Genomic DNA, 21,977 nt, shown 5'->3' with positions numbered 1-21,977 from the left:
GGGGGTGACCGTAAGCGTCGACCCGCTGTCCCCTCCGAAGGCTGTGAGCACGCCATGGCCGTCACCCCCTGGGGCCCCGATTTCGCAAGCCTCGCCCGCCAGGACCCGGAGCTGGCGGGAATCATCCTGAGCGAGATCGACCGCGTCTCCGGCGGACTCCAGCTGATCGCGGCCGAGAACTACACCTCGCCGGCCGTGCTGGCGGCGCTCGCCTCACCGCTGGCCAACAAGTACGCCGAGGGATATCCCGGCGCCCGCCACCACGGCGGCTGCGAGATCGTGGACATCGCCGAGCGGGTGGCCCAGGACCGGGCGAAGGCGCTGTTCGGCGCCGAGCACGCCAATGTGCAGCCGCATTCGGGGTCCTCCGCGGTGCTGGCCGCCTACGCCGCGCTGCTGCGGCCCGGGGACACGGTGCTGGCGATGGCGCTGCCGCACGGCGGCCATCTCACCCATGGCTCGCCCGCCAATTTCTCCGGCCGCTGGTTCGACTTCATCGGCTACGGCGTCGATCCGGCGACCGGGCTGATCGACTACGAGCAGCTGCGCGGGCTCGCCCACGCCCACCGTCCGAAGGCCATCGTCTGCGGGTCGATCTCCTATCCCCGCCATCTGGACTACGCCGCCTTCCGTGCCGTCGCCGACGAGGTGGGCGCGTATCTCATCGCCGACGCCGCCCATCCGATCGGCCTGGTCGCGGGGAAGGCGGCGCCGTCCCCGGTGCCGTACGCGGACGTGGTGTGCGCAACGACACACAAGGTGCTGCGCGGGCCGCGCGGCGGAATGCTGCTGTGCGGTGCGGAGCTCGCCGAGCGGGTGGACCGGGCGGTGTTCCCGTTCACCCAGGGCGGGGCCCAGATGCACACCGTCGCGGCCAAGGCGGTGGCGTTCGGCGAGGCCGCGGCGCCCGCCTTCACCGCCTATGCGCGGCGGGTGGTGGCCAATGCCCGGGTGCTGGCGGACGCGCTGGTCGGGGAGGGTCTGGCGGTCACCACGGGCGGCACCGACACCCATATGATCACCGCCGATCCGGCCCCGCTCGGCCTGGACGGACGGGCCGCGAAGGGCCGCTGCGCGGCCGCCGGGATCGTGCTGGACACCTGCGCGCTGGCGTCCGCCACGGAGCCCAGGGGATGCGTCAAGGGGCTGCGGCTGGGCACCGCCGCGGTGACCACCCAGGGAATGGGAGCCCCGGAAATGGAGCGCATAGCCAATCTCATGGGAACCGTGTTGCGGGACGAGGGCGTGGTACGGGAAAAGGTGGCGGATCTGGCCGGGAGATTTCCGCCCTATCCGGACGACGGCCGAATCATGCAACCATCCGAAGGTGTAGGACGTCTGTAAGTACGTTCACCGCGAGGCGTCGGACACGCATAGGGTGTGGGGCTGTGATGGCCAGCGATACCTCTGGGGCAGCCTGTGCGTGAATACCTGCTGACTCTGTGCATCACGGCCGCGGTCACCTATCTGCTGACCGGGCCGGTGCGGAAATTCGCCATCGCGGCCGGTGCGATGCCCGAGATCCGCGCCCGTGATGTGCACCGTGAGCCCACGCCGCGGCTCGGCGGCATCGCCATGTTCGGCGGGCTGTGCGCGGGGCTGCTGGTCGCCGCCCACCTGACCAACCTCAAGGACGTCTTCGAGGTCTCCAACGAGCCACGGGCGCTGCTGTCCGGCGCCGGGCTGATCTGGCTGCTCGGGGTGCTGGACGACAAGTGGGGCGTGGACGCGCTGATCAAGCTGGGCGGCCAGATGATCGCCGCCGGTGTGATGGTGCTCCAGGGTCTGACCATCCTGTGGCTTCCGGTGCCCGGTGTGGGACCGGTCTCGCTGACGCCCTGGCAGGGCACGCTGCTCACCGTCGCGCTGGTCGTCATCACCATCAACGCGGTCAACTTCGTTGACGGGCTCGATGGTTTGGCGTCCGGGATGGTGTGCATCGCCGCCGCGGCGTTCTTCATGTACGCGTACCGCATCTGGTACGGCTACGGCCTGGAGGCGGCCGCGCCCGCCACCCTGTTCGCCGCCGTCCTCATGGGCATGTGCCTGGGCTTCCTGCCGCACAACGCCCACCCCGCGCGGATCTTCATGGGCGACTCGGGCTCGATGCTGATCGGGCTGGTGCTGGCGGCGGGCGCCATCTCCATCACCGGCCAGGTGGACCCGGACGCGATGAAGCTGTTCGAGGGGTCCGAGCAGGCCGCGGTGCACGCCACCGTCCCGGTCTACATCCCGCTGCTGCTGCCGCTGACCGTCATCGCGGTGCCCTTCGCCGACCTGGTGCTGGCGATCGTCCGGCGCACCTGGCGGGGCCAGTCGCCGTTCGCCGCCGACCGCGGCCATCTGCACCACCGGCTGCTGGAGATCGGCCACTCGCACAGCCGGGCCGTCCTGATCATGTACTTCTGGTCGGCGCTGATCGCCTTCGGCGCCGTGGCGTACTCGGTGAACTCGGCCGGTGTGTGGTTCGTGCTCGCGATCGTGGCGCTGAGCGGGGTCGGGCTGGTGCTGTTGCTGCTGCCGCGGTTCACCCCGCGCGTTCCGCGCTGGGCGGAGGCGTTCGTTCCGCCGCGCTACCGCCGCGCCAACCGGATCGCCAGGGCCGAGCGGGGTGCCGAGGCGGCCGCGGAGCCCGTGGCGGCCACGGCCGGTGCCGGGTCCGCCGCCTCGGAGCCCGAGCCGGCCAAGCCCGAGCCGGTGGGCTCCGGGATGAACGGCGGGGCGAGCAGCGGGGTGAAGGGTGTGAACGGCGCCACCGCGATCGGCGACCGGTCCCGCTTCACCCACCGCCGGCGCATCGGAACACCCCAGTAATCTCCCCAGTCATCGCCGCGATGTCCCCAGTCATCGCCCCGGCCGAAGGGTCCGGCGAGACCGATGAAGATCACAGGGCGGCGTCAGCACGGTACACACCTCATAACTCTCCCGTGTGACGTGCAGCACACTCGGTGGGTAAAGACCTCATCAAATAGTTTGTGATACCGTTCACTAAACCCGGTGCTAGACCCGAGGGGCCGTAGGGCGACGGCTCTTCCTCGTGAGGTCCTCTCTGCTCCCGGGGATACGCTCGTCCACGACGAATCGTTGCTTCCGACACTTGCCGGAGAAACCCTTCATGCAGTCCAACGACGCCAGAACGCTCCTGAGTTGCGCCGTGCCCACAGCCGTCGCCGGTGTGGTCGCCGTCGCCGTCGGTTCTGTGCTCGCAGGTGGCAAGGGAGCGATCGGCGCGGGCTTTGGCACATTCGTCGCCGTGGTGGTGATGGCTTCCGGGCTGATCGTGCTGGAGCGCACGGCGAAGCACCTGCCCCATCTGTTCCAGGCCATGGGCATGGTGCTCTTCATGGCCGAGTTCCTGCTGGTGGCGGTCGTGCTCGCGGTGTTCCAGGACACCACGATGTTCAACGTCAAGGCTTTCGCCCTCGCACTGCTCGCCGCGACCCTGGTGTGGGTCGGCGCACAGACCCGTGCGCACATGAAGGCCAAGATCCTCTATGTGGAGCCGGAAGCCGAGGACGAACGCAAGCCCGGGGGGGCGAAGAAGTCCGCTCCTGCCGGGTCCACGCCGTGAGAAGTAGGGCCGGGATAAGAGCATGTGCGCTCACCTGCTATCGTCCGGTGCCATCTGAGGCACAGCGGGCGCAGGTAGCTGAACCCCCGGAATCCACGGGACGGAATCGGCGGCCCATGCAGCTGATGCCCGACATACCACTCGGCCACGCGCCGATCAGCCGCCCCCACATTCGTAAGACCAGTCCAGTGCCGCTCCGTGGCCGCGTGCCGCGCCGACACAACGAGGTTGCCGTACCCATGCGCCACGCTGAAGGAGCTCGCGGTGAGTTCTGACCAGACGCTCGCCTTCGAGACGAACTGCCACATCTTCGACGGGTGCGGCTTCCCGGCACCCGGACTCCATTCGTTCAAGTTCGAGCCGCTGTTCTCAGTCGGCGGATTCGACTTCAACAAGCCGATGCTGCTCGCGTTGCTGGGCACCGTCGTCATTGTCTGGTTCTTCTGGGCCGCATTCGGCCGGGCCAAGGTGGTCCCCGGCAAGCTGCAGATGGTGGGCGAGGCCGGTTACGACTTCGTCCGCCGCGGGCTGGTCTACGAGGCCCTCGGGAAGAAGGAGGGCGAGAAGTACGTCCCTCTCATGGTCTCGCTGTTCTTCTTTGTGTGGATCATGAACCTGTGGTCGATCATCCCGGTCGCCCAGTTCCCGGTGACGTCGATCATCGCCTTCCCGGCCGGTCTCGCCGCCATCGTCTACGTCCTCTGGATGTACCTGACCTTCAAGAAGCACGGCTTCGTCGGCGGCTGGAAGAACATCACCGGCTACGACAAGGAGCTCGGCGCGATCCTGCCGATGATCGTCGTGATCGAGTTCTTCTCGAACGTGATCATCCGGCCCTTCACCCACGCGGTCCGGCTCTTCGCCAACATGTTCGCCGGCCACCTGCTGCTGCTGATGTTCACCATCGGCTCCTGGTACCTGCTGAACGGCATCGGGATCGTCTACGCGGGCGCGTCCTTCGTGATGACGATTCTGCTGACCGCCTTCGAGCTCTTCATCCAGGCTGTCCAGGCGTACGTCTTCGTGCTCTTGGCCTGCAACTACGTTCAGGGCGCGCTCGCCGAGCACCACTGAGCACACCTGCCTCCCAGACCATCAGACGTCCGGTGGCCAACCCCCACCGGCCCATGAAACGCAAAGGAAGAACCGGCATGTCCGCTCTCCAGACCCTCGCCGCCGACGGCATCACCGGCAACCTCGGCTCGATCGGTTACGGTCTCGCCGCCATCGGCCCCGGCGTCGGCGTCGGCATCATCTTCGGTAACGGCACCCAGGCCCTCGCCCGTCAGCCCGAGGCGGCCGGCCTGATCCGCGCCAACCAGATCATGGGCTTCGCCTTCTGTGAGGCGCTCGCGCTGATCGGTATCGTCATGGGCTTCCTTTTCAAGTCCTGAACGGACCGCTTTAACCACGACAGACGGAAGGCACTGATGTGAACGCCCTGGTACAGGTGGCGGCTGAGGAGAGTGAGAACCCCCTCATCCCGCCGATCCCGGAGCTGGTCATCGGCCTGATCGCCTTTGCCATCGTCTTCATCTTCCTCGCCAAGAAGCTCCTCCCGAACATCAACCGGGTTCTGGAGGAGCGCCGCGAGGCGATCGAGGGCGGCATGGAGAAGGCCGAGGCCACTCAGGCCGAAGCCCAGCAGGTCCTCGAGGACTACCGAGCCCAGCTCGCCGACGCCCGTCACGAGGCCGCGCGACTGCGCCAGGAGGCACAGGAGCAGGGCGCCGCGCTCATCGCCGAGATGCGCGCGGAGGGCCAGCGGCAGCGTGAGGAGATCATCGCGGCCGGTCACTCGCAGATCGAGGCCGATCGCAAGCAGGCCGCTCAGACCCTGCGCCAGGACGTGGGCAGGCTCGCCACCGACCTGGCCGGCCGGATCGTCGGTGAGTCGCTCGAGGACGTGGCCCGGCAGAGCCGCACCATCGACCGGTTCCTCGACGAGCTCGAGGCGAAGGCGACCGATGGCTCGAAGGCCGAGGCCGGCCGATGAACGGAGCGAGCCGGGAGGCACTGGCAGCCGCGCGCGAGCGCTTCGACGCCCTGACGGACAACACCGCCGTCGACGCGACGAAGCTCGCCGATGAGCTGGCCGCCGTCACCGCGCTGCTCGACCGCGAGGTCTCGCTGCGCCGGGTCCTCACCGACCCGGCGCAGCCAGGGGAGGCCAAGGCCGAGCTGGCCGCGCGGGTGCTGGGCGGGCAGGTCGGCGGCGAGACCATCGACCTGGTCTCCGGCCTGGTCCGGGCCCGCTGGTCGCGCTCGCGCGACCTGGTGGACTCGCTCGAGGAGCTGGCCAGCGCCGCCGACCTGGTCGCGGCCGAGCGGGCCGGCACCCTCGACGACGTGGAGGACGAGCTGTTCCGGTTCGGCCGGATCGTCTCCTCCTCGTCCGAGCTGCGCGGCGCGCTCACCGACCGGCGCGCGAGCGTCTCCGCCAAGTCCGGGCTGGTCGGCGAGCTGCTCGGCGGCCGGGCCGACCAGCGGACCGAGCGGCTGGTGATCCGTCTGGTGACCCATCCGCGGGGTCGTAGCCTGGAGGCGGGTCTCGACGAGCTGTCCAAGCTGGCGGCGGCGCGCCGGGACCGTACGGTCGCGATCGTCACCTCCGCGGTGCCGCTCAGCGACCGGCAGAAGCAGCGGCTCGGTGAAGCACTGGGGAAGCTGTACGGACGGAAGATGCACCTGAACCTCGACGTGGACCCCGAGGTCCTGGGCGGGATCTCGGTGCGCATCGGCGACGAGGTCATCAACGGGACCATCGCGGACCGCCTCGAAGGGGCGACCCGGCGGATGGCCGGCTGACTCGAGCCACCAACTCAACAAGCATGTAAGCGGCCCGAGTTGGGCCGTAGTCAAACACTTCGGGCCCAACAAGGAGAGCAGGGAACCCAGATGGCGGAGCTCACGATCCGGCCGGAGGAGATCCGGGACGCGCTGGAGAACTTTGTCCAGGCGTACAAGCCGGACGCGGCCTCGCGCGAGGAGGTCGGGACGGTCAGCGTTGCCGGCGACGGCATCGCGAAGGTCGAGGGTCTTCCCTCGACCATGGCGAATGAACTGCTGAAGTTCGAAGACGGCACCCTCGGCCTCGCCCTCAACCTCGAGGAGCGCGAGATCGGTGCGGTCGTCCTCGGTGAGTTCAGTGGCATCGAGGAGGGTCAGCAGGTGCACCGCACCGGCGAGATCCTCTCGGTCGCCGTCGGCGAGGGCTACCTCGGCCGCGTGGTCGACCCGCTGGGTGCCCCGATCGACGGCCTCGGCGAGATCGAGACCGACGGCCGCCGCGCCCTCGAGCTGCAGGCCCCCACGGTCATGCAGCGCAAGTCGGTGCACGAGCCGATGGAGACCGGCTACAAGGCCGTCGACGCGATGACCCCGATCGGCCGCGGCCAGCGTCAGCTGGTCATCGGTGACCGGCAGACCGGCAAGACCGCGCTGTGCGTCGACACGATCATCAACCAGCGTGACAACTGGCGCTCCGGCGACCCGAAGAAGCAGGTCCGCTGCATCTACGTCGCCATCGGCCAGAAGGGCTCCACCATCGCGTCCGTGCGCGGCGCGCTGGAGGAGGCCGGCGCCCTGGAGTACACGACGATCGTCGCCGCCCCGGCGTCCGACCCCGCGGGCTTCAAGTACCTGGCCCCCTACACCGGCTCGGCCATCGGCCAGCACTGGATGTACCAGGGCAAGCACGTCCTGATCGTCTTCGATGACCTGTCCAAGCAGGCCGACGCCTACCGCGCGGTGTCCCTGCTGCTGCGCCGCCCGCCGGGCCGTGAGGCCTACCCGGGTGACGTCTTCTACCTGCACTCCCGGCTGCTGGAGCGCTGCGCCAAGCTCTCCGACGACATGGGCTCCGGTTCGATGACCGGTCTGCCGATCGTCGAGACCAAGGCCAACGACGTGTCGGCGTTCATTCCGACCAACGTCATCTCCATCACCGACGGCCAGTGCTTCCTGGAGTCGGACCTGTTCAACGCCAACCAGCGGCCGGCCCTCAACGTCGGTATCTCGGTCTCCCGAGTCGGTGGTTCCGCGCAGCACAGGGCGATGCGCCAGGTCTCCGGCCGGCTCCGGGTGGACCTCGCCCAGTACCGTGAGCTGGAGGCGTTCGCCGCCTTCGGTTCCGACCTGGACGCGGCCTCGAAGGCGTCGCTGGAGCGCGGTGCGCGCATGGTCGAGCTGCTGAAGCAGGGCCAGTACGCCCCGTACTCCACCGAGGACGAGATCGTCTCCATCTGGTCCGGCACCAACGGCAAGATGGACGACGTGCCGGTCGAGGACGTCCGCCGCTTCGAGCGTGAGCTGCTGGACTACCTGCACCGTGAGCACAAGGGGCTGCTGACCGGCATCGTCGAGGGCGGCAAGATGTCCGACGACACGATCGCGGCGCTGGGCGAGGCCGTCGACAGCTTCAAGAAGCAGTTCGAGACCTCGGACGGCAAGCTGCTGGGCGAGGGCTGAGTATGGGTGCCCAGGCCAAGGTCTACAAGAGGCGGATCAAGTCCGTCTCCGCGACCAAGAAGATCACCAAGGCGATGGAGATGATCGCCGCCTCGCGCGTCGTCAAGGCGCAGCGTCGCGTGGCCGCGTCGACTCCGTACGCCACCGAGCTCACCCGAGCGGTGGGCGCGGTCGCCAAGGGCTCCACCACCCAGCACGCGCTGACCACGGAGAGTGAGAACCCGACCCGCGCCGCGGTGCTGCTCATCACGAGCGACCGGGGTCTGGCGGGCGGCTACTCCTCCAACGTGATCAAGGCGGCCGAGGAGCTCACCGAGCGGCTCACCCGTGAGGGCAAGGAGGTCGACGCGTACATCGTCGGCCGCAAGGGCGTAGCGTACTACTCCTTCCGTGAGCGCAAGGTCACGGAGTCGTGGGGTGGCTTCACCGACAGCCCCACCTACGCGGACGCCAAGAAGATCGCGGGCCCGCTGATCGAGGCCGTCCTCAAGGCCACGGCCGAGGGCGGCGTGGACGAGCTGCACATCGTCTTCACCGAGTTCGTCTCGATGCTGACGCAGACCCCGGTCCAGGACCGGCTGCTGCCGCTCAGCCTCCAGGAGACGGCGGAGGAGCAGGAGAAGAAGGGCGAGATCCTCCCGCTCTTCGACTTCGAGCCGTCGGCCGAGGACGTCCTGGACGCCCTGCTGCCCCGGTATGTCGAGGCCCGTATCTACAACGCCCTGCTCCAGGCCGCCGCCTCCAAGCACGCGGCCACCCGGCGGGCGATGAAGTCGGCGACCGACAATGCCGATGAACTCATCAAGTCGCTCACGCGGCTTGCCAACGCGGCCCGCCAGGCCGACATCACCCAGGAAATCAGCGAGATCGTCGGTGGCGCGAGCGCTCTGGCCGACGCCTCCGCGGGGAGTGACTGACACTATGACCACCACTGTTGAGCCAACCGCTGTGGCCGCCGGCCGCGTCGCGCGGGTCATCGGCCCGGTCGTCGACGTGGAGTTCCCCGTCGACGCGATGCCGGAGATCTACAACGCGCTGACCGTCGAGGTCGCCGACCCGGCCCAGGACGGGGCGAAGAAGACCCTGACCCTCGAGGTCGCGCAGCACCTCGGCGAGGGCCTGGTGCGCTCCATCTCCATGCAGCCCACCGACGGCCTGGTCCGCCAGGCCGCCGTGACCGACACCGGCGCCGGTATCACCGTGCCCGTCGGCGACGTCACCAAGGGCCGGGTGTTCAACACCCTCGGCCAGATCCTCAACGAGCCCGAGGCCGAGTCCGAGGTCACCGAGCGCTGGTCCATCCACCGCAAGGCCCCGGCGTTCGACCAGCTCGAGTCCAAGACCGAGATGTTCGAGACCGGTCTGAAGGTCGTCGACCTGCTGACCCCGTACGTCAAGGGCGGCAAGATCGGCCTGTTCGGCGGCGCGGGCGTCGGCAAGACCGTCCTCATCCAGGAAATGATCATGCGTGTGGCCAAGCTGCACGAGGGCGTTTCCGTGTTCGCCGGTGTCGGCGAGCGCACCCGTGAGGGCAACGACCTGATCGAGGAGATGGCCGAGTCCGGCGTGCTCCCGCAGACCGCGCTGGTCTTCGGCCAGATGGACGAGCCCCCGGGCACCCGGCTGCGGGTCGCCCTGGCCGGTCTGACCATGGCGGAGTACTTCCGCGATGTGCAGAAGCAGGACGTGCTGTTCTTCGTCGACAACATCTTCCGCTTCACCCAGGCCGGTTCCGAGGTCTCGACCCTGCTCGGCCGGATGCCCTCCGCGGTGGGCTACCAGCCGAACCTGGCCGACGAGATGGGCCTTCTCCAGGAGCGCATCACCTCGACCCGTGGCCACTCGATCACCTCGATGCAGGCGATCTACGTCCCCGCGGACGACCTGACCGACCCGGCCCCGGCGAACGTCTTCGCGCACCTCGACGCGACGACGACGCTCTCCCGGCCGATCTCGGAGAAGGGCATCTACCCGGCGGTGGACCCGCTGGACTCGACGTCCCGGATCCTGGACCCGCGCTACATCTCGCAGGACCACTACGACTGCGCCTCGCGCGTGAAGTCGATCCTGCAGAAGTACAAGGACCTCCAGGACATCATCAACATCCTGGGCATCGACGAGCTCGGCGAGGAGGACAAGCTCACCGTCTTCCGCGCCCGTCGTATCGAGCGCTTCCTGTCGCAGAACACCCACGCGGCGAAGCAGTTCACCGGTCTCGACGGATCGGACGTGCCGCTGGACGAGTCCATCGCCGCGTTCAACGCGATCGCCGATGGTGAGTTCGACCACTTCCCCGAGCAGGCGTTCTTCATGTGTGGTGGCCTGGACGACCTCAAGGCCAAGGCCAAGGAGCTGGGCGTCTCCTGAGCCCGGTAGCTCCGCGAGAGGGGTGGGCCCGGTCCCGCCCCTCTCCGTACGCCCGTTATTCTTTGACGAAAGCCCTGCCCGACCCGGCAGGGAGAGACCCGAGGAGCCACGTTGGCTGCTGAGCTGCATGTCGAGATGGTCGCGGCGGACCGTAGTGTCTGGTCCGGTGCGGCCACCTTGGTCATCGCGCGCACCACATCGGGTGACATCGGCGTCATGCCCGGCCACCAGCCGCTGCTCGGTGTGCTGGAGTCCGGCCCGGTGACCATCCGTTCGGTCGACGGCGGGACGGTCGTGGCCGCGGTGCACGGTGGGTTCATCTCGTTCTCGGACGACAAGCTCTCACTGCTGGCCGAGGTCGCGGAGCTGTCCGACGAAATCGATGTGAAGCGCGCGGAGCGGGCGCTGGAGCGTGCCAAGTCGGAGGCGGACGCCGCCGCCGAGCGGCGCGCCGACGTCCGGCTGCGCGCGGTGGCGGGAGCGCACTGAGCCTGTCACGTACGGTCGGAAAACCTCAGCCGCGGACCTCGCTGGAGCTCCCCTTCAGCGGTCCGCGGCTGAGGCGATGCAGGTGCGGTTTTTCCGGATGACGCGAGGAGGTCGGTGAAGATGGTCCTCGCTCTGCTTGTGGGCGGCGCGGTCGTCGCGCTGGTGGTGGTGGGACTCTTCGTCTTCGGTCTCCGGCGGCGGCTGATCCAGCGGTCCGGCGGAACCTTCGACTGCTCACTGCGCTGGGATCCACCGCCAAGCGAATCCGAGCCCAGCGGCAAGGGCTGGGTGTACGGCGTCGCCCGCTACAACGGTGACCGCGTCGAGTGGTTCCGGGTCTTCTCCTACGCGCCGCGGCCCCGGCGGATCCTGGAGCGCGCCTCGATCGAGGTGCTGGAGCGGCGCACCCCCAAGGGCGAGGAGGAGCTGGCGCTGCTCTCCGACGCGGTGGTGCTCGCCTGCCGGCACGGCGGCACCCGGCTGGAACTGGCCATGAGCGACGACGCGCTGACCGGCTTTCTGGCCTGGCTGGAGGCCGCGCCCCCCGGCCAGCGCGTCAACGTGGCCTGAGCAAGTCGGAGGAAGTCCGCTACGGTTTGGGCAGCGCCCCGAAGGGGCGCGGGGCTGTGCCCCGCGGAGCGCTTAGCGCACGCCCAGTTCCTGGGCCAGTACCGCGGCCTGGACCCGGCTGCGCAGCTCCAGCTTGTTCAGCAGTCGGCTGACATGTGTCTTCACCGTCGCCTCCGCCATCGTGAGCCGCTGCGCGATCTGCGCGTTCGACAGCCCCTGACCGAGACAGGCCAGCACCTCCCGCTCCCGCGGGGTGAGCGTGGCGAGCACCTCGGGGCTGGGCGTGGTGGGGGAGGGGGCGGCCTGTGGCCGGGCGAACTCCGCGATCAGACGGCGGGTGACCGCGGTGGCGATCATGCCCTCGCCGCGCCCCACCGTACGGACCGCCTCGATCAGATCGGCCGCCTCGCTGTCCTTGAGCAGGAACCCGGAGGCGCCCGCGCGCAGCGCCCCGAAGACGTACTCGTCCAGGTCGAAGGTGGTCAGCACCAGCACGTCCGCCAGCTGCTCGGCGACCACCTGGCGGGTGGCCGACACCCCGTCCAGCCGGGGCATCTGGACGTCCATGAGCACCACATCGGGGCGCAGCGCCCGTGCCATCTCCACCGCCTGGAGGCCGTCCACCGCCTCGCCGACCACCTCGACATCGGGGGCGGACCGCAGGATCAGCACCAGCCCGGAGCGGACCGCGCCCTGGTCCTCGGCGACCAGTACCCGGATCGGCTCGGACGCGGAACGGGACGGTGGGGCGAGCGGGGTCACGGCGGCTCCTGGTCGTCGGAGGGTCATGGCACAGGCTGAGTGCTCATGCTCTGAGCGCTCTCGTCGTCCAGCGGCAGCGTGGCCCGCACCTGCCACACCGTGCCCCCTGGCCCGGAGACCGGGCCGGCGTCGAGGGTGCCGCCGAGCAGGGACACCCGCTCGCGCATCCCGATCAGCCCGGTGCCGGAGCCGGGCGCCCGGGGGCCCTCGCGGTCCCCGTACGGGCTGATGACGCTGACCTCGAGCGGGCCGTCCGCGCGGTGCGCCAGCGTCACGTCCACCCGGCCGGGCGCGGCGTGCTTGAGGGCGTTGGTGAGCGACTCCTGGACGATGCGGTACGCGGCGAGCTCGACCGGGGCGGGCAGCGGGGCGGCGCCGTCGGGCCGCTCGTCGCACAGGACGATGTCCTGGCCGCCGGGGCGGGCGTTGGTGCGGGCCTGCTCCAGCAGGGTGTCGAGCGCGTCGAGGGTGGAGGTGGCGACCGGTTCCGAGGTGTCCCCGGGGTCCCGCAGCAGCCCGATCAGCCGGCGCATCTCGGTCAGGCCCCGCACGCTGTTCTCCCGGATGACGCCGAGCGCCTCGTCGGTCGCGACGGGGTCCTTGAGCGAGAGCGCCGCGCTGGAGTGGATGGCGATGGCCGAGAGGTGGTTGGCCACCATGTCGTGGAGTTCGCGCGCCATCCGGGAGCGCTCGGAGGCGACCGCCTCCCGCCGGTCCAACTCGGCCAGCAGGGCGACGCGTTCGGCCTCCAGACGGGCGGCCTGGGCCTCTTCGCGGTGGTTGCGGACCACCGACCCGGTCCACGCCGGGGTGACGGTGAGGACGGCGACGAACGCTCCGGCCAGCAGCGCCAGGGGGTCGTTGTAGATGGCCAGCGGCACCACGGTCGCCAGCCCCGAGAGCAGCCAGCAGATCCGGGGGATGCGCCGTGCGGCGACGGGCCCGGAGTGCATGACGGCCGCGTAGATCAGGTCGCTGTACATCAGCATGGTCGCGGCCAGCCCGCCGCTGAGGACGTCGACGGCGAGCGCGGCGGTCCCCACGCCCAGGCCGATGAGGGGCCTGGAGCGCCGCACCAGTTCGGCCGCCGAGACCACGAACAGCGCGACCAGCCCCAGCCACCGGGGCGTGCCGTAGTACGACGGATTGTTGTGCAGCCCCAGCACCCACATCATGACTCCGCCGAGCAGTCCGCCAAGACCGATCAGGACGTCATGCCGGTGTGGGCGTGGGAGGTGGGGACGGGACGGCATGGCACCCATCACACCATGTGGCGCGCCGCGCGAGCCTCCCTCTTGGGGCCGGGCCCGCCGCCCGGCCGCGTACATCGAAGGATGCAGTCGGGTTTCATCGCTGACGACGACGCGCGCGGCCTGATCGACGGGGGAGGGTTGGGACCAAGGGCAGAGCGAGAGAGGAAACACCGTGGTTGTCGCGTTGATCATCGCCTGTGAGGTCGGCTTCTGGGTGCTGTTGGCCGTCGGCCTTCTGCTGCGCTACGTGGCGAACATGCCGAAGGCGAGCACCGTCGTGCTGCTGTGCGAGCCGCTGCTGGAGCTGGTGCTGTTCGTGACGACCGTGATCGACCTGCGGAACGGTGCCGAACCGGACTGGAAGCACGGCCTCGCCGCGGTCTACATCGGCTACTCGGCCGCGCTCGGCCATTCGACGATCAAATGGGTCGACGCCCGGGTGGCCCACCGCTACTTCGGCGGGCCGCCGCCGGTCAAGCCCGCGAAGTACGGCGCGGGGAAGACCCTGCACGAGTGGAAGACCGCGGGCCGCTGGGTGCTCGCCGCGGTCATCGCCATCGCACTGCTCCAGGGCGCGATCTGGTACGTCGGTGACGACGGTGAGATCGGCTCGCTGCGCGACTGGCAGCAGAAGATGCTGTTCCTGATCGGTATCAACGTGGTCATCGCGCTCAGCTACACGCTCTTTCCCAAGCGGGAGCGCTCCGCGTCGTCTGCCCGCTAACCCCCCGCAACGGGCCAGCAAGCCAGGGCCCCCCCCCCCCCCCCCGCCCCCCCGCCCCCCCCCGCCCCGCCCCCCCACCCCCTCACCACCCCCCCCCCCCCCCCCAGGGCCCCGCCCCGCCCCGTCGGCCCCGGCGCCGCGCTGCCACGCGCGACCGGGCCGGCGGGGCCTGTGGCTTTTTCAGCGGTTCTCGCCCGGGACCCACAGGACGTCGCCGACCTCCTTGTTGGCCGAGCGGGCCAGGATGAACAGCAGATCCGAGAGCCGGTTGAGATAGGTGGCGGTGAGCGCGTTCATCGAGTCCCCGTGCTCGGTGAGCGCCGCCCAGGTGGAGCGCTCGGCGCGACGCACCACCGTGCACGCCTGGTGCAGCAGCGCCGCGCCCGGGGCGCCGCCCGGGAGGATGAAGCTGCGCAGCTTCTCCAGCCCCTCCAGGAAGTGGTCGCAGTCCGCCTCCAGCTTGTCGACATAGCCCTGCTCCACGCGCAGCGGCGGATGGGCGGGGTCCTCCACCACCGGCGTGCACAGGTCCGCGCCCACGTCGAACAGGTCGTTCTGGACGCGGACCAGCACCTTGACGATCTCGGCGGGCAGTTGGCCCAGTGCGATGGCCACCCCGATCGCGGCGTTCGCCTCGTTGGCGTCGGCGTACGCGCCGATCCGCGAATCGGTCTTGGCGGTGCGGCTCATATCGCCGAGGGCGGTGGAGCCCGTGTCGCCGGTACGCGTATAGATGCGGGTGAGATTGACCATGGCTCCGAGCCTACGCGGCGGCCCTACGCACCGGCCCGCTGGAAGAGCCGCGCCCCGAGGGTGACGGCCACGGCCGCGAGCGCGGTGGCGACCAGCGCGGCCAGCGCGATCTTCCCGTCCCCGTACTCCCCGGCGAAGGCGGCCCGCACCCCGTCCACGAAATAGCGGAACGGCACGAAGTGCGAGGCGATGTCGAGCCAGCGGGGCCCGAGCGACATCGGCAGCAGAATCCCGGACAGCAGCATCGCGGGCATGGTGATGGAGTTGATGACCGGCGCGAACCCCTGCGGCGAGGACACCCGCATCGCCAGCGCGTAGGAAAGCGAGGCGAGCGAGATCGTCAGCACGCCGACGAAGACGAAGCCGATCGCCACGCCCAGCACCGGGGCGCGCAGCCCGAGCGCCACGGCGACGCACACCAGCGCCAGGGACTGCGTCAGCAGCAGTACGACGTCCTTGAGCACCCGGCCCATCAGCAGCGCCAGCCGGCTGACCGGGGTGACCCGCATCCGCTCGATGACGCCCGTACGGCGCTCGAGGATCAGCCCGATCCCGGTGAACGAGGCGCTGAACAGGCCGAGTTGGACGAGGATGCCGGGGACGATGGTCTGCCAGGAGCCGGCCCGGCCGCCGAGCGGCAGATCGGTGAGCAGCGGGCCGAAGAAGACGAGGAAGAGCAGCGGCTGGACCATCCCGAAGATCAGGGCGGGTTTGGAGCGCAGCGTCTGGCGGGCGTAGCGGCCGAATATCAGGGCCGTGTCGGAGACGAGATGAGGCATCGGGCCTTCTTCCGGGGCTCGGGGGCAGGTGTCCTGGTCAGACGGCGAGCGGGGCGGGGTTCCGGGGGGCGGTGCCGCGCCCGGTGATGGCGATGAAGGCGTCCTGGAGGGTGGCGTCCGGTGCGCCGCCGTGCTCGGCCTTGAGCCGCTCCGCCGTCCCCTCGGCGGCCACCAGGCCCTGGTCGACGATGACCAGCCGGTCGGACAGCGCCTCCGCCTCGTCCAGGTAGTGGGTGGTCAGGAAGACCGTCATGCCGTGCTCGGCGCGCAGCCGGCGGATCAGCTGCCAGAGGTCGGCGCGGCTGCCGGGGTCGAGCCCGGTGGTCGGCTCGTCCAGGAAGAGGACCTCGGGCCGGTGGACCAGGCCGAGGGCGATGTCCAGCCGCCGCCGCTGGCCGCCGGAGAGCGCGGCACAGGGGCGGTCCAGCAGCTCGGCCAGGCCCAGGTCCCGGGCCAGCTCTCCGGCGCGGGCGGTCGCCTCGGCCCTGCCCATCCGGTACAGCCGCGCCTGGGTGACCAGTTCCTCCCGTACGGAGACGGTCGGATCGACCCCGCCGGACTGGGCCACATAGCCGATCCGCCGGCGCACCCCGGCCGGATCGCGGGCGAGGTCGTGCCCGGCGACGGTGGCGCTGCCGCCGGTGGGCGGGAGCAGCGTGGTGAGCATGCGCAGCGTGGTGGTCTTGCCCGCTCCGTTGGGTCCGAGGAAGCCGAGGATCTCACCGCGCTCGACGGTCAGGTCGATACCGCGCACGGCTGCCACGGGGCCGCGCTTGGTCCGGAAGGTGTGGGTGAGGCCGTTCGTCGTGATGACTGCCATGGGTCCCAGAAAAACAGAGCAGCACCAATTTTGCAATCACCCCAAAAATCAAGGATCCCCAGCGAAGCTAGGATGAGGTCATGGCGGAAGGACTCAGGGAGCGGAAGAAACGGCAGACCAGACAGCACATCTCGGACGTCGCGACCGGGCTGTTCATGGCGCGCGGCTTCGAGGCGGTCACGATCGCGGAGATCGCCGAGGCGGCCGAGGTCTCCGTCAACACGGTCTACAACTACTTCCCGACCAAGGAGGACCTCTTCGTCGACCGTGAGGAGGAGGTCGTCGACCGCCCCTCCCGGCTCGTACGGGAGCGCGCGGCCGGACAGTCGGCGGCGCGGGCGCTGATGGACCAGCTGCGCCAGGACATCCGCGAACGGCACGCCTATGTCGGGCTGAGCGAGGGCTACGACCGGTTCCGGCAGGTCATCGTGGCGTCCCCGACGCTGATGGCCAGGCTCTTCGCCATCCAGGGCAAGGCGGTCCACCAGCTCGGGGTCACCCTGCGCGAGGAGGCCGCCGCCGACCCCGGGGACCCCAGACCCGAGTTCATCGCCCACCAGCTCGTCGGGTTGCAGAACGCGGTGCTGCGTTCGATCATCCACGGGCTCGCGGAGGGCGGCGGTGTGGACGCCGTCGCCGAGGACGCCCTCCGTAAGGTCGACGTCATGGAGTCGCTCCTGAGCGACACGGTCCTCAACTATGCGGCGAAGAACACACCGTGACGCGCGTTACGAGGGGCTGCCCGCGGGGGTGAACGGACGTTAAGGTCCGGCACATCGGACTGTCGACAGATCAGACGGACTGCCGGCGGAACGGACGGAAGCTACCGAACAGAGAGGTGTGTGTCGTGGCCAAGAAGCTCGCGGTCATCGGAGCCGGACTCATGGGGTCCGGTATCGCGCAGGTCTCGGCCCAGGCCGGCTGGGACGTGGTACTGCGCGATGTGACCGACGAGGCGCTGCGGCGCGGCACGGACACCATCCGGGCCTCGTACGACAAATTCGTCTCCAAGGGCAAGCTGGAGGCGGAGGCGGCCGAGCGGGCGCTGGGCCGGATCACCACCACGACCGACCTGGACGCCGCCGCCGACGCGGATGTCGTGGTGGAGGCGGTCTTCGAGAAGATCGAGGTCAAGCGGGAGATCTTCCGCACCCTCGATGAACTGGTCAAGGACGACACGATCCTGGCCTCGAACACCTCGGCCATCCCGATCACCAAGATCGCCGCGGCCACCCGGCGCCCGGAGCGGGTCGTCGGCACCCACTTCTTCTCGCCGGTGCCGATGATGCGGCTGTGCGAGCTGGTGCGCGGGCACAAGACGAGCGACGAAACCCTGGCCGCCGCACGGGAGTTCGCGGAGGGCGTCGGCAAGACCTGTATCGTCGTCAACCGCGATGTCGCGGGTTTCGTCACCACCCGGCTGATCTCCGCCCTCGTGGTGGAAGCGGCGAAGCTGTACGAGTCCGGGGTCGCCACGGCCGAGGACATCGACACCGCCTGCAAACTGGGCTTCGGCCATGCGATGGGACCCCTCGCGACGGCCGACCTGACCGGCGTGGACATCCTGCTGCACGCCACCGACAACATCTACACCGAGTCGCAGGACGAGAAGTTCGCACCGCCGGAGATCATGCGCCGGATGGTCGATGCGGGGGACATCGGCCGGAAGAGCGGCGAGGGCTTTTACCGCTACTGAGGGCCTTGGTGCGGCGCCAGGCTCGGAATTCACCCTCCTGGGTGAATTCGGTATCGGTTCGCTTACAGACGGCAACTTCCTCGTGTGAGAGACAGTCAGTTCTGTAGACAGAAATGGCGCATTGACGACACGACGCACCGTATTGGGGAGCGCATATGCACATCAGGGGCGACCACGCCGAGCTGGTCGTCGGGGGCCGACTGGACGTCCGGAGCGCGGCGGACGCCCGTACGGCCCTGCACACCGCCGTCGACAGGGGCGGCGGGGATCTCGTCCTCGACCTGACCGAACTGGACTCCTGGGACGCCACCGGGCTCGGGGTGATCATGGGTGCCCACCGCCGCGCGGGCCGGGTGGGCAGACGGCTGGTGCTGCGCGGGGTGCCGCCCCAGATGCAGCGTCTGCTGGTGGCCACCCGGCTGCACCGCATCCTCGCGATCGAAGGCGGACTGGAGGCCGAGTCCCTGCCGCGTGTCTGAGCGGCGGGGACCGCCTGCCCCGGGGGCGGTCGGTTACCCGGGGTGGCGTGGGCCCCCTCCGGCGCGGTGGATACTGTGAGCAGGTCCAGGCCGTCTGATACGGCCCGGGGTTCGGTGAGCACCGAACACATTCCCTACGGCGGCACCGGACCAGAAGCGAAGGCAGGCCGGGGAGCCTTGGAGCACGCCACGCATCTGGGGGGCAAGGACAGTGGACCCGAAGAACCGCGGATCGCAGGAGCACGGCCACGACGAGGCCGCGCCGGGTGCGGCTTCCGGCGCGCCGCGTGCGGCGGACAGCCCGGACGACGGCTCGTCGCCGCGCCCGCCCGCGCCGACGGGGGACGTACCGACGCCCCCGCTGGGCGCCCCGGTGCCCGGTGCGTCCGCCTCCCCGCCCTCCTCCGCCTCCTCCGCCTCCTCCGCCTCATCCGTCTCATCCGCTTCCTCCGCGCCCGCCTCCGCCTCCCCGGCCCGCACCGCGCGCATCGTCGCCGGTGACCACCTGCTGACGGTCAACCCCGTCGACGGCAGCGAGATAGCACCCTGCCCGCCCGGTGCGCGCCCCGCCCGGCCCGAGCGCCACGACCCCGACGAGCGGGCCGAACTGCGCCGCGCTGCCGCCGCGCCCCGCCCGTCCGGCACCGTCCTGCCCGAGCTGCCGACGCTGGAGCGCGACGAGGAGCGCGAACGGCTCGCCCGGCTGCTCGCCCGCGGCCGCTCGGTACGGGTCACCGGGCCCTCCGGCGCCGGGCGCAGCACCCTGCTGGAGGCCGTCGCCTCCGACTGCGAGCAGCTCGCGCCCGACGGTGTCGTCCGCCTCTCCGGCTACCACCGCACCCCCACCGACCTCCTCCACGACCTCTACGCCGCCGTCCTCAGCGCCCCGTTCCACCGGCCGGACCGCGCGGAGCTGCTGGCGGCGGTCCAGGAGATCGGCGCGGTCGTCGTCCTCGATGACATCGAGTTCGGCGGCGCCGCGCTGGACGAGTTCCTCGACGCGACCCCCGAATGCGCGTTCCTGATCTCCGCCACCCCCGATGTCCCGGCGCCGTCCCCCGACTCCCACCTGGAGGAGGTCTTCCTCTCCGGGCTCAGCCGTACGGCCGGACTCGAGCTGCTCGAGCGGGCCGCACGACGGCCCCTGGACGAGGACGAGGCGAGCTGGGCCGCGGACCTGTGGTTCGAGTCCGAGGGGCTGCCGCTGCGCTTCGTCCAGGCGGGCGCGCTGCTGCGGCAGCGGGACGCCCAGCGTGACGCTCAACGGGACGCTCAACGGGACGCCCAGCGCGACGCTCAACGGGACGCCCAGCGCGACGACGCCTCCGCGCCGGAGGCCGGGATCCCGCTGCCCTCGATCGCCGAGGCGGCGTCCCCCGCCGCGCTGCTCGCCGCCCGGCTGAGCGGGGCGGCCCAGGACACGCTGCGGTTCGCGGTCGCGCTCGGCGGCGAATGCCCGCACCAGGTGCATCTGCGCGCGCTGTCCGCGGACAGCCACGCCGACGCGGCCCTCGGCGAACTCCTCGGCTGCGGCCTCGTCACCCCGGCCGGATCGCACTACCGGCTGGCGGCGCACGTCACCGCCCAGCTCGCGGAGGCGGGCTACGCCGACGAGGACGCCGAGCGCGCGCACACCGTCGCCCAGCACTACGCCTGGTGGGCCGCACACCCCTCGGTGGCCCCCGAGCGCGTCGCCGCCGAGGCCGACGCGATCCTCGCGGCGATGACCGCGCTCATCGGCAGCCGCGAGGCGGGCCACGCCGACGCCGCCGTGCTCCTGGGCCGCGCCGCCGCGCCCGCCCTCGCCGCGGCGCTGCACTGGGGCGCCTGGGAGCGCGCGGTGCGGCACGGACAGGAGGCCGCGCGGCTGGCGGGGCAGGTCGCGGACGAGGCGTACTTCCACCACGAGCTGGGCGTCCTCGCGCTGTGCACGGGCCATCTGGACCGGGCCCGCGCCGAACTGGAGGCGTCCATCGGGCTGCGGGGCGTCCTCGCGGACAAGCGGGGCACGGTCGCGGGCCGCCGCGCGCTGGCGCTGGTCGCCGACCGCTCGCCCGGCTCGGCGATGGCCGGGGCGTTCGGGACGAGCGGTGGCAACCGTAAGGACGACACGGCGCCCCCGGCGGCGGACGGAGCGCCGGACGACACCGAGACCACGATCGTCACCCCGAAGGTGGCGACGACGACGCCGATGGCCGCCATAGGCAGCACAGCGGCGACGACGGCGGCAACGACGGCGGCGGCAGCGACGGCGGCGACAACGGCGGTGACCGCGGCGGTCCCGTCCGCCTCCCGGACCTCCGTGGCGGCCCCCGCCACCCCCACGGCCCGCACCGCCGCCTCCGCCCCCGCCGGGCCCTCGGGCGGCAAGCCGGGCGGCCTGCGGCGGCTGGCGATGCACGGCGGCCGGCGCAATGTGGTCGCGGCGGCCGCGGGTGTGCTCCTGGTGGCCGTGCTCGGCACCGTGGTGACCCTGGGCATCTCGGGGAACGACTCTGACAGCCCGGCCGACAAGGTCAAGCCGGACCGTACGGCCAGCCAGCGGGACGACGACAAGGGCCTGACCGCCGACGAGCCCACGAGCGGCACCAGCCAGGCCCCCCAGCCGGGCCTCAGCGGGGTGCCGAAGGCGTCCACGTCCCCGACCGCGCCGAGCGGCAGCGGCTCGCCCAGCGGCTCCACGGCGACCGGCGGCCCGTCGTCCACGAGCGGCTCGCCCTCGGACACCGAGCAGCCGCCCTCGCCGCCGTCCTCGCACCCCACGACCTCCGACCCGCGGCCGACGACCAAGCCGCCGACGAGCAGGCCGCCGACGCCGACCGGCGAGCCCACCAAGCCGACGCCCACGACGTCGTCCCCGACCACGACCCCCACCGGAGACACCTCCACCACCGCGAGCGCCCCCACGACCCACACGGCGTCGAGCACGGCCACGCCGGTCGCGTAGCGGGCGTAGCCCGGGAGGGTGTACGGGGGCGGGGCGCCCGTCGGGGGCGCCGGATCGCGCCAGGGGGCGCGCCGCGCCAGTGGCGTGATGTGGTCGGCGCGGGGGTGTCCGGACGCCTGCGGCGGGCTGTCCCCCACCCCGCCCCTCCCCGAAACCGGGGCTCCGCCCCAGACCCCGGCCCGGGGCTCCGCCCCAGACCCCGGCCCGGGGCTCCGCCCCAGACCCCGGCCCGGGGCTCCGCCCCAGACCCCGGATCGGGGTTCTGCCCAGACCGCGGACGGGGGATCCGCCCCAGGC

22 protein-coding genes are annotated in these 21,977 nt (G+C 70.8%); 17 read left to right on the top strand and 5 right to left on the bottom strand.

Annotated elements, in window-relative coordinates:
- Positions 1–54 precede the first annotated feature (54 nt).
- The 12 genes from glyA to ACFXB5_RS02935 all read left to right on the top strand — a co-directional run bounded on the left by glyA (position 55) and on the right by ACFXB5_RS02935 (position 11,467).
- A complete protein-coding gene (gene glyA, locus ACFXB5_RS02990; protein WP_385201796.1) occupies positions 55–1,344 on the top strand; it encodes a serine hydroxymethyltransferase in 1,290 nt (429 codons plus the stop codon).
- A 75-nt stretch (positions 1,345–1,419) separates the two neighbouring features.
- Entirely contained in the window at positions 1,420–2,814 is a 1,395-nt protein-coding gene (locus ACFXB5_RS02985; RefSeq protein WP_385201794.1) for an MraY family glycosyltransferase, read from the top strand.
- 301 nt (positions 2,815–3,115) lie between these two features.
- Positions 3,116–3,571 carry a hypothetical protein gene (locus ACFXB5_RS02980; RefSeq protein ID WP_385201793.1) on the top strand — a complete coding sequence of 152 codons (456 nt, stop codon included), beginning with the start codon at positions 3,116–3,118 and terminating at the stop codon, positions 3,569–3,571.
- 264 nt (positions 3,572–3,835) lie between these two features.
- A complete protein-coding gene (gene atpB, locus ACFXB5_RS02975) occupies positions 3,836–4,645 on the top strand; it encodes a F0F1 ATP synthase subunit A (RefSeq protein ID WP_385201791.1) in 810 nt (269 codons plus the stop codon).
- Positions 4,646–4,722: 77 nt separating this feature from the next.
- Entirely contained in the window at positions 4,723–4,965 is a 243-nt protein-coding gene (gene atpE / locus ACFXB5_RS02970) for an ATP synthase F0 subunit C (RefSeq protein WP_037951036.1), read from the top strand.
- Between the two features lie 38 nt (positions 4,966–5,003).
- The gene (locus tag ACFXB5_RS02965; RefSeq protein WP_037951034.1) at positions 5,004–5,567 is read left to right on the top strand and encodes a F0F1 ATP synthase subunit B; all 564 of its coding nucleotides are present in this window, start codon (positions 5,004–5,006) and stop codon (positions 5,565–5,567) included.
- Positions 5,564–6,379 (top strand): F0F1 ATP synthase subunit delta, encoded by an 816-nt coding sequence (locus tag ACFXB5_RS02960; RefSeq protein ID WP_385201789.1) that lies wholly within the window; start codon positions 5,564–5,566, stop codon positions 6,377–6,379. Before ACFXB5_RS02965 ends, ACFXB5_RS02960 begins: the two co-directional genes overlap by 4 nt.
- Positions 6,380–6,469: 90 nt before the next feature.
- Positions 6,470–8,041: a F0F1 ATP synthase subunit alpha gene (gene atpA / locus ACFXB5_RS02955; RefSeq protein ID WP_385201787.1), complete on the top strand. Its 1,572-nt coding sequence runs from the start codon at positions 6,470–6,472 to the stop codon at positions 8,039–8,041.
- A gap of 2 nt (positions 8,042–8,043) precedes the next feature.
- Complete coding sequence (locus tag ACFXB5_RS02950; RefSeq protein ID WP_385201785.1) at positions 8,044–8,958, top strand: F0F1 ATP synthase subunit gamma; 915 nt, start codon at positions 8,044–8,046, stop codon at positions 8,956–8,958.
- A 4-nt stretch (positions 8,959–8,962) separates the two neighbouring features.
- Positions 8,963–10,408, top strand: a complete 1,446-nt coding sequence (gene atpD, locus ACFXB5_RS02945) for a F0F1 ATP synthase subunit beta (protein WP_119991496.1) — start codon at positions 8,963–8,965, stop codon at positions 10,406–10,408.
- 111 nt (positions 10,409–10,519) lie between these two features.
- Positions 10,520–10,897 (top strand): F0F1 ATP synthase subunit epsilon, encoded by a 378-nt coding sequence (locus ACFXB5_RS02940; protein WP_037951023.1) that lies wholly within the window; start codon positions 10,520–10,522, stop codon positions 10,895–10,897.
- Positions 10,898–11,017: 120 nt separating this feature from the next.
- Positions 11,018–11,467, top strand: coding sequence for a DUF2550 domain-containing protein (locus ACFXB5_RS02935; RefSeq protein WP_385201782.1), 450 nt, complete (start codon positions 11,018–11,020; stop codon positions 11,465–11,467).
- Between the two features lie 72 nt (positions 11,468–11,539).
- Here the strand turns inward: ACFXB5_RS02935 and ACFXB5_RS02930 are convergent, their stop codons facing one another.
- Positions 11,540–12,229 carry a response regulator gene (locus ACFXB5_RS02930; protein ID WP_385201780.1) on the bottom strand — a complete coding sequence of 230 codons (690 nt, stop codon included), beginning with the start codon at positions 12,227–12,229 and terminating at the stop codon, positions 11,540–11,542.
- Positions 12,230–12,252: 23 nt separating this feature from the next.
- Entirely contained in the window at positions 12,253–13,482 is a 1,230-nt protein-coding gene (locus ACFXB5_RS02925; RefSeq protein WP_385201778.1) for a sensor histidine kinase, read from the bottom strand.
- 172 nt (positions 13,483–13,654) lie between these two features.
- On the opposite strand from ACFXB5_RS02925, the gene ACFXB5_RS02920 reads away from it, so the two are divergent.
- Positions 13,655–14,206: a hypothetical protein gene (locus ACFXB5_RS02920; RefSeq protein WP_385201777.1), complete on the top strand. Its 552-nt coding sequence runs from the start codon at positions 13,655–13,657 to the stop codon at positions 14,204–14,206.
- Between the two features lie 180 nt (positions 14,207–14,386).
- On the opposite strand, the gene ACFXB5_RS02915 is transcribed toward ACFXB5_RS02920, so the two are convergent.
- The 3 genes from ACFXB5_RS02915 to ACFXB5_RS02905 are packed head-to-tail and all read right to left on the bottom strand — an operon-like array spanning position 14,387 to position 16,558.
- Positions 14,387–14,959, bottom strand: a complete 573-nt coding sequence (locus ACFXB5_RS02915) for a cob(I)yrinic acid a,c-diamide adenosyltransferase (protein ID WP_385201775.1) — start codon at positions 14,957–14,959, stop codon at positions 14,387–14,389.
- A 23-nt stretch (positions 14,960–14,982) separates the two neighbouring features.
- Positions 14,983–15,738, bottom strand: coding sequence for an ABC transporter permease (locus tag ACFXB5_RS02910; RefSeq protein WP_385201773.1), 756 nt, complete (start codon positions 15,736–15,738; stop codon positions 14,983–14,985).
- 37 nt (positions 15,739–15,775) lie between these two features.
- Positions 15,776–16,558: an ABC transporter ATP-binding protein gene (locus tag ACFXB5_RS02905; RefSeq protein ID WP_385201772.1), complete on the bottom strand. Its 783-nt coding sequence runs from the start codon at positions 16,556–16,558 to the stop codon at positions 15,776–15,778.
- Positions 16,559–16,638: 80 nt separating this feature from the next.
- On the opposite strand from ACFXB5_RS02905, the gene ACFXB5_RS02900 reads away from it, so the two are divergent.
- The 4 genes from ACFXB5_RS02900 to ACFXB5_RS02885 all read left to right on the top strand — a co-directional run bounded on the left by ACFXB5_RS02900 (position 16,639) and on the right by ACFXB5_RS02885 (position 21,680).
- Positions 16,639–17,280, top strand: a complete 642-nt coding sequence (locus ACFXB5_RS02900) for a TetR/AcrR family transcriptional regulator (RefSeq protein ID WP_385201770.1) — start codon at positions 16,639–16,641, stop codon at positions 17,278–17,280.
- A 125-nt stretch (positions 17,281–17,405) separates the two neighbouring features.
- Complete coding sequence (locus ACFXB5_RS02895; protein WP_385201768.1) at positions 17,406–18,254, top strand: 3-hydroxyacyl-CoA dehydrogenase family protein; 849 nt, start codon at positions 17,406–17,408, stop codon at positions 18,252–18,254.
- Positions 18,255–18,409: 155 nt separating this feature from the next.
- A complete protein-coding gene (locus tag ACFXB5_RS02890; RefSeq protein WP_201851260.1) occupies positions 18,410–18,733 on the top strand; it encodes an STAS domain-containing protein in 324 nt (107 codons plus the stop codon).
- Positions 18,734–18,944: 211 nt separating this feature from the next.
- Positions 18,945–21,680, top strand: coding sequence for an ATP-binding protein (locus ACFXB5_RS02885; RefSeq protein WP_385201766.1), 2,736 nt, complete (start codon positions 18,945–18,947; stop codon positions 21,678–21,680).
- Positions 21,681–21,977 lie beyond the last annotated feature (297 nt).

Origin of the sequence: Streptomyces sp. NPDC059455, from assembly GCF_042750115.1 — a bacterium.
In the GTDB taxonomy this organism is placed as follows: domain Bacteria; phylum Actinomycetota; class Actinomycetes; order Streptomycetales; family Streptomycetaceae; genus Streptomyces; species Streptomyces endocoffeicus.
Note: the sequence above shows the minus strand (reverse complement) of the source record. Positions and strands in the feature narration are given on the sequence as shown.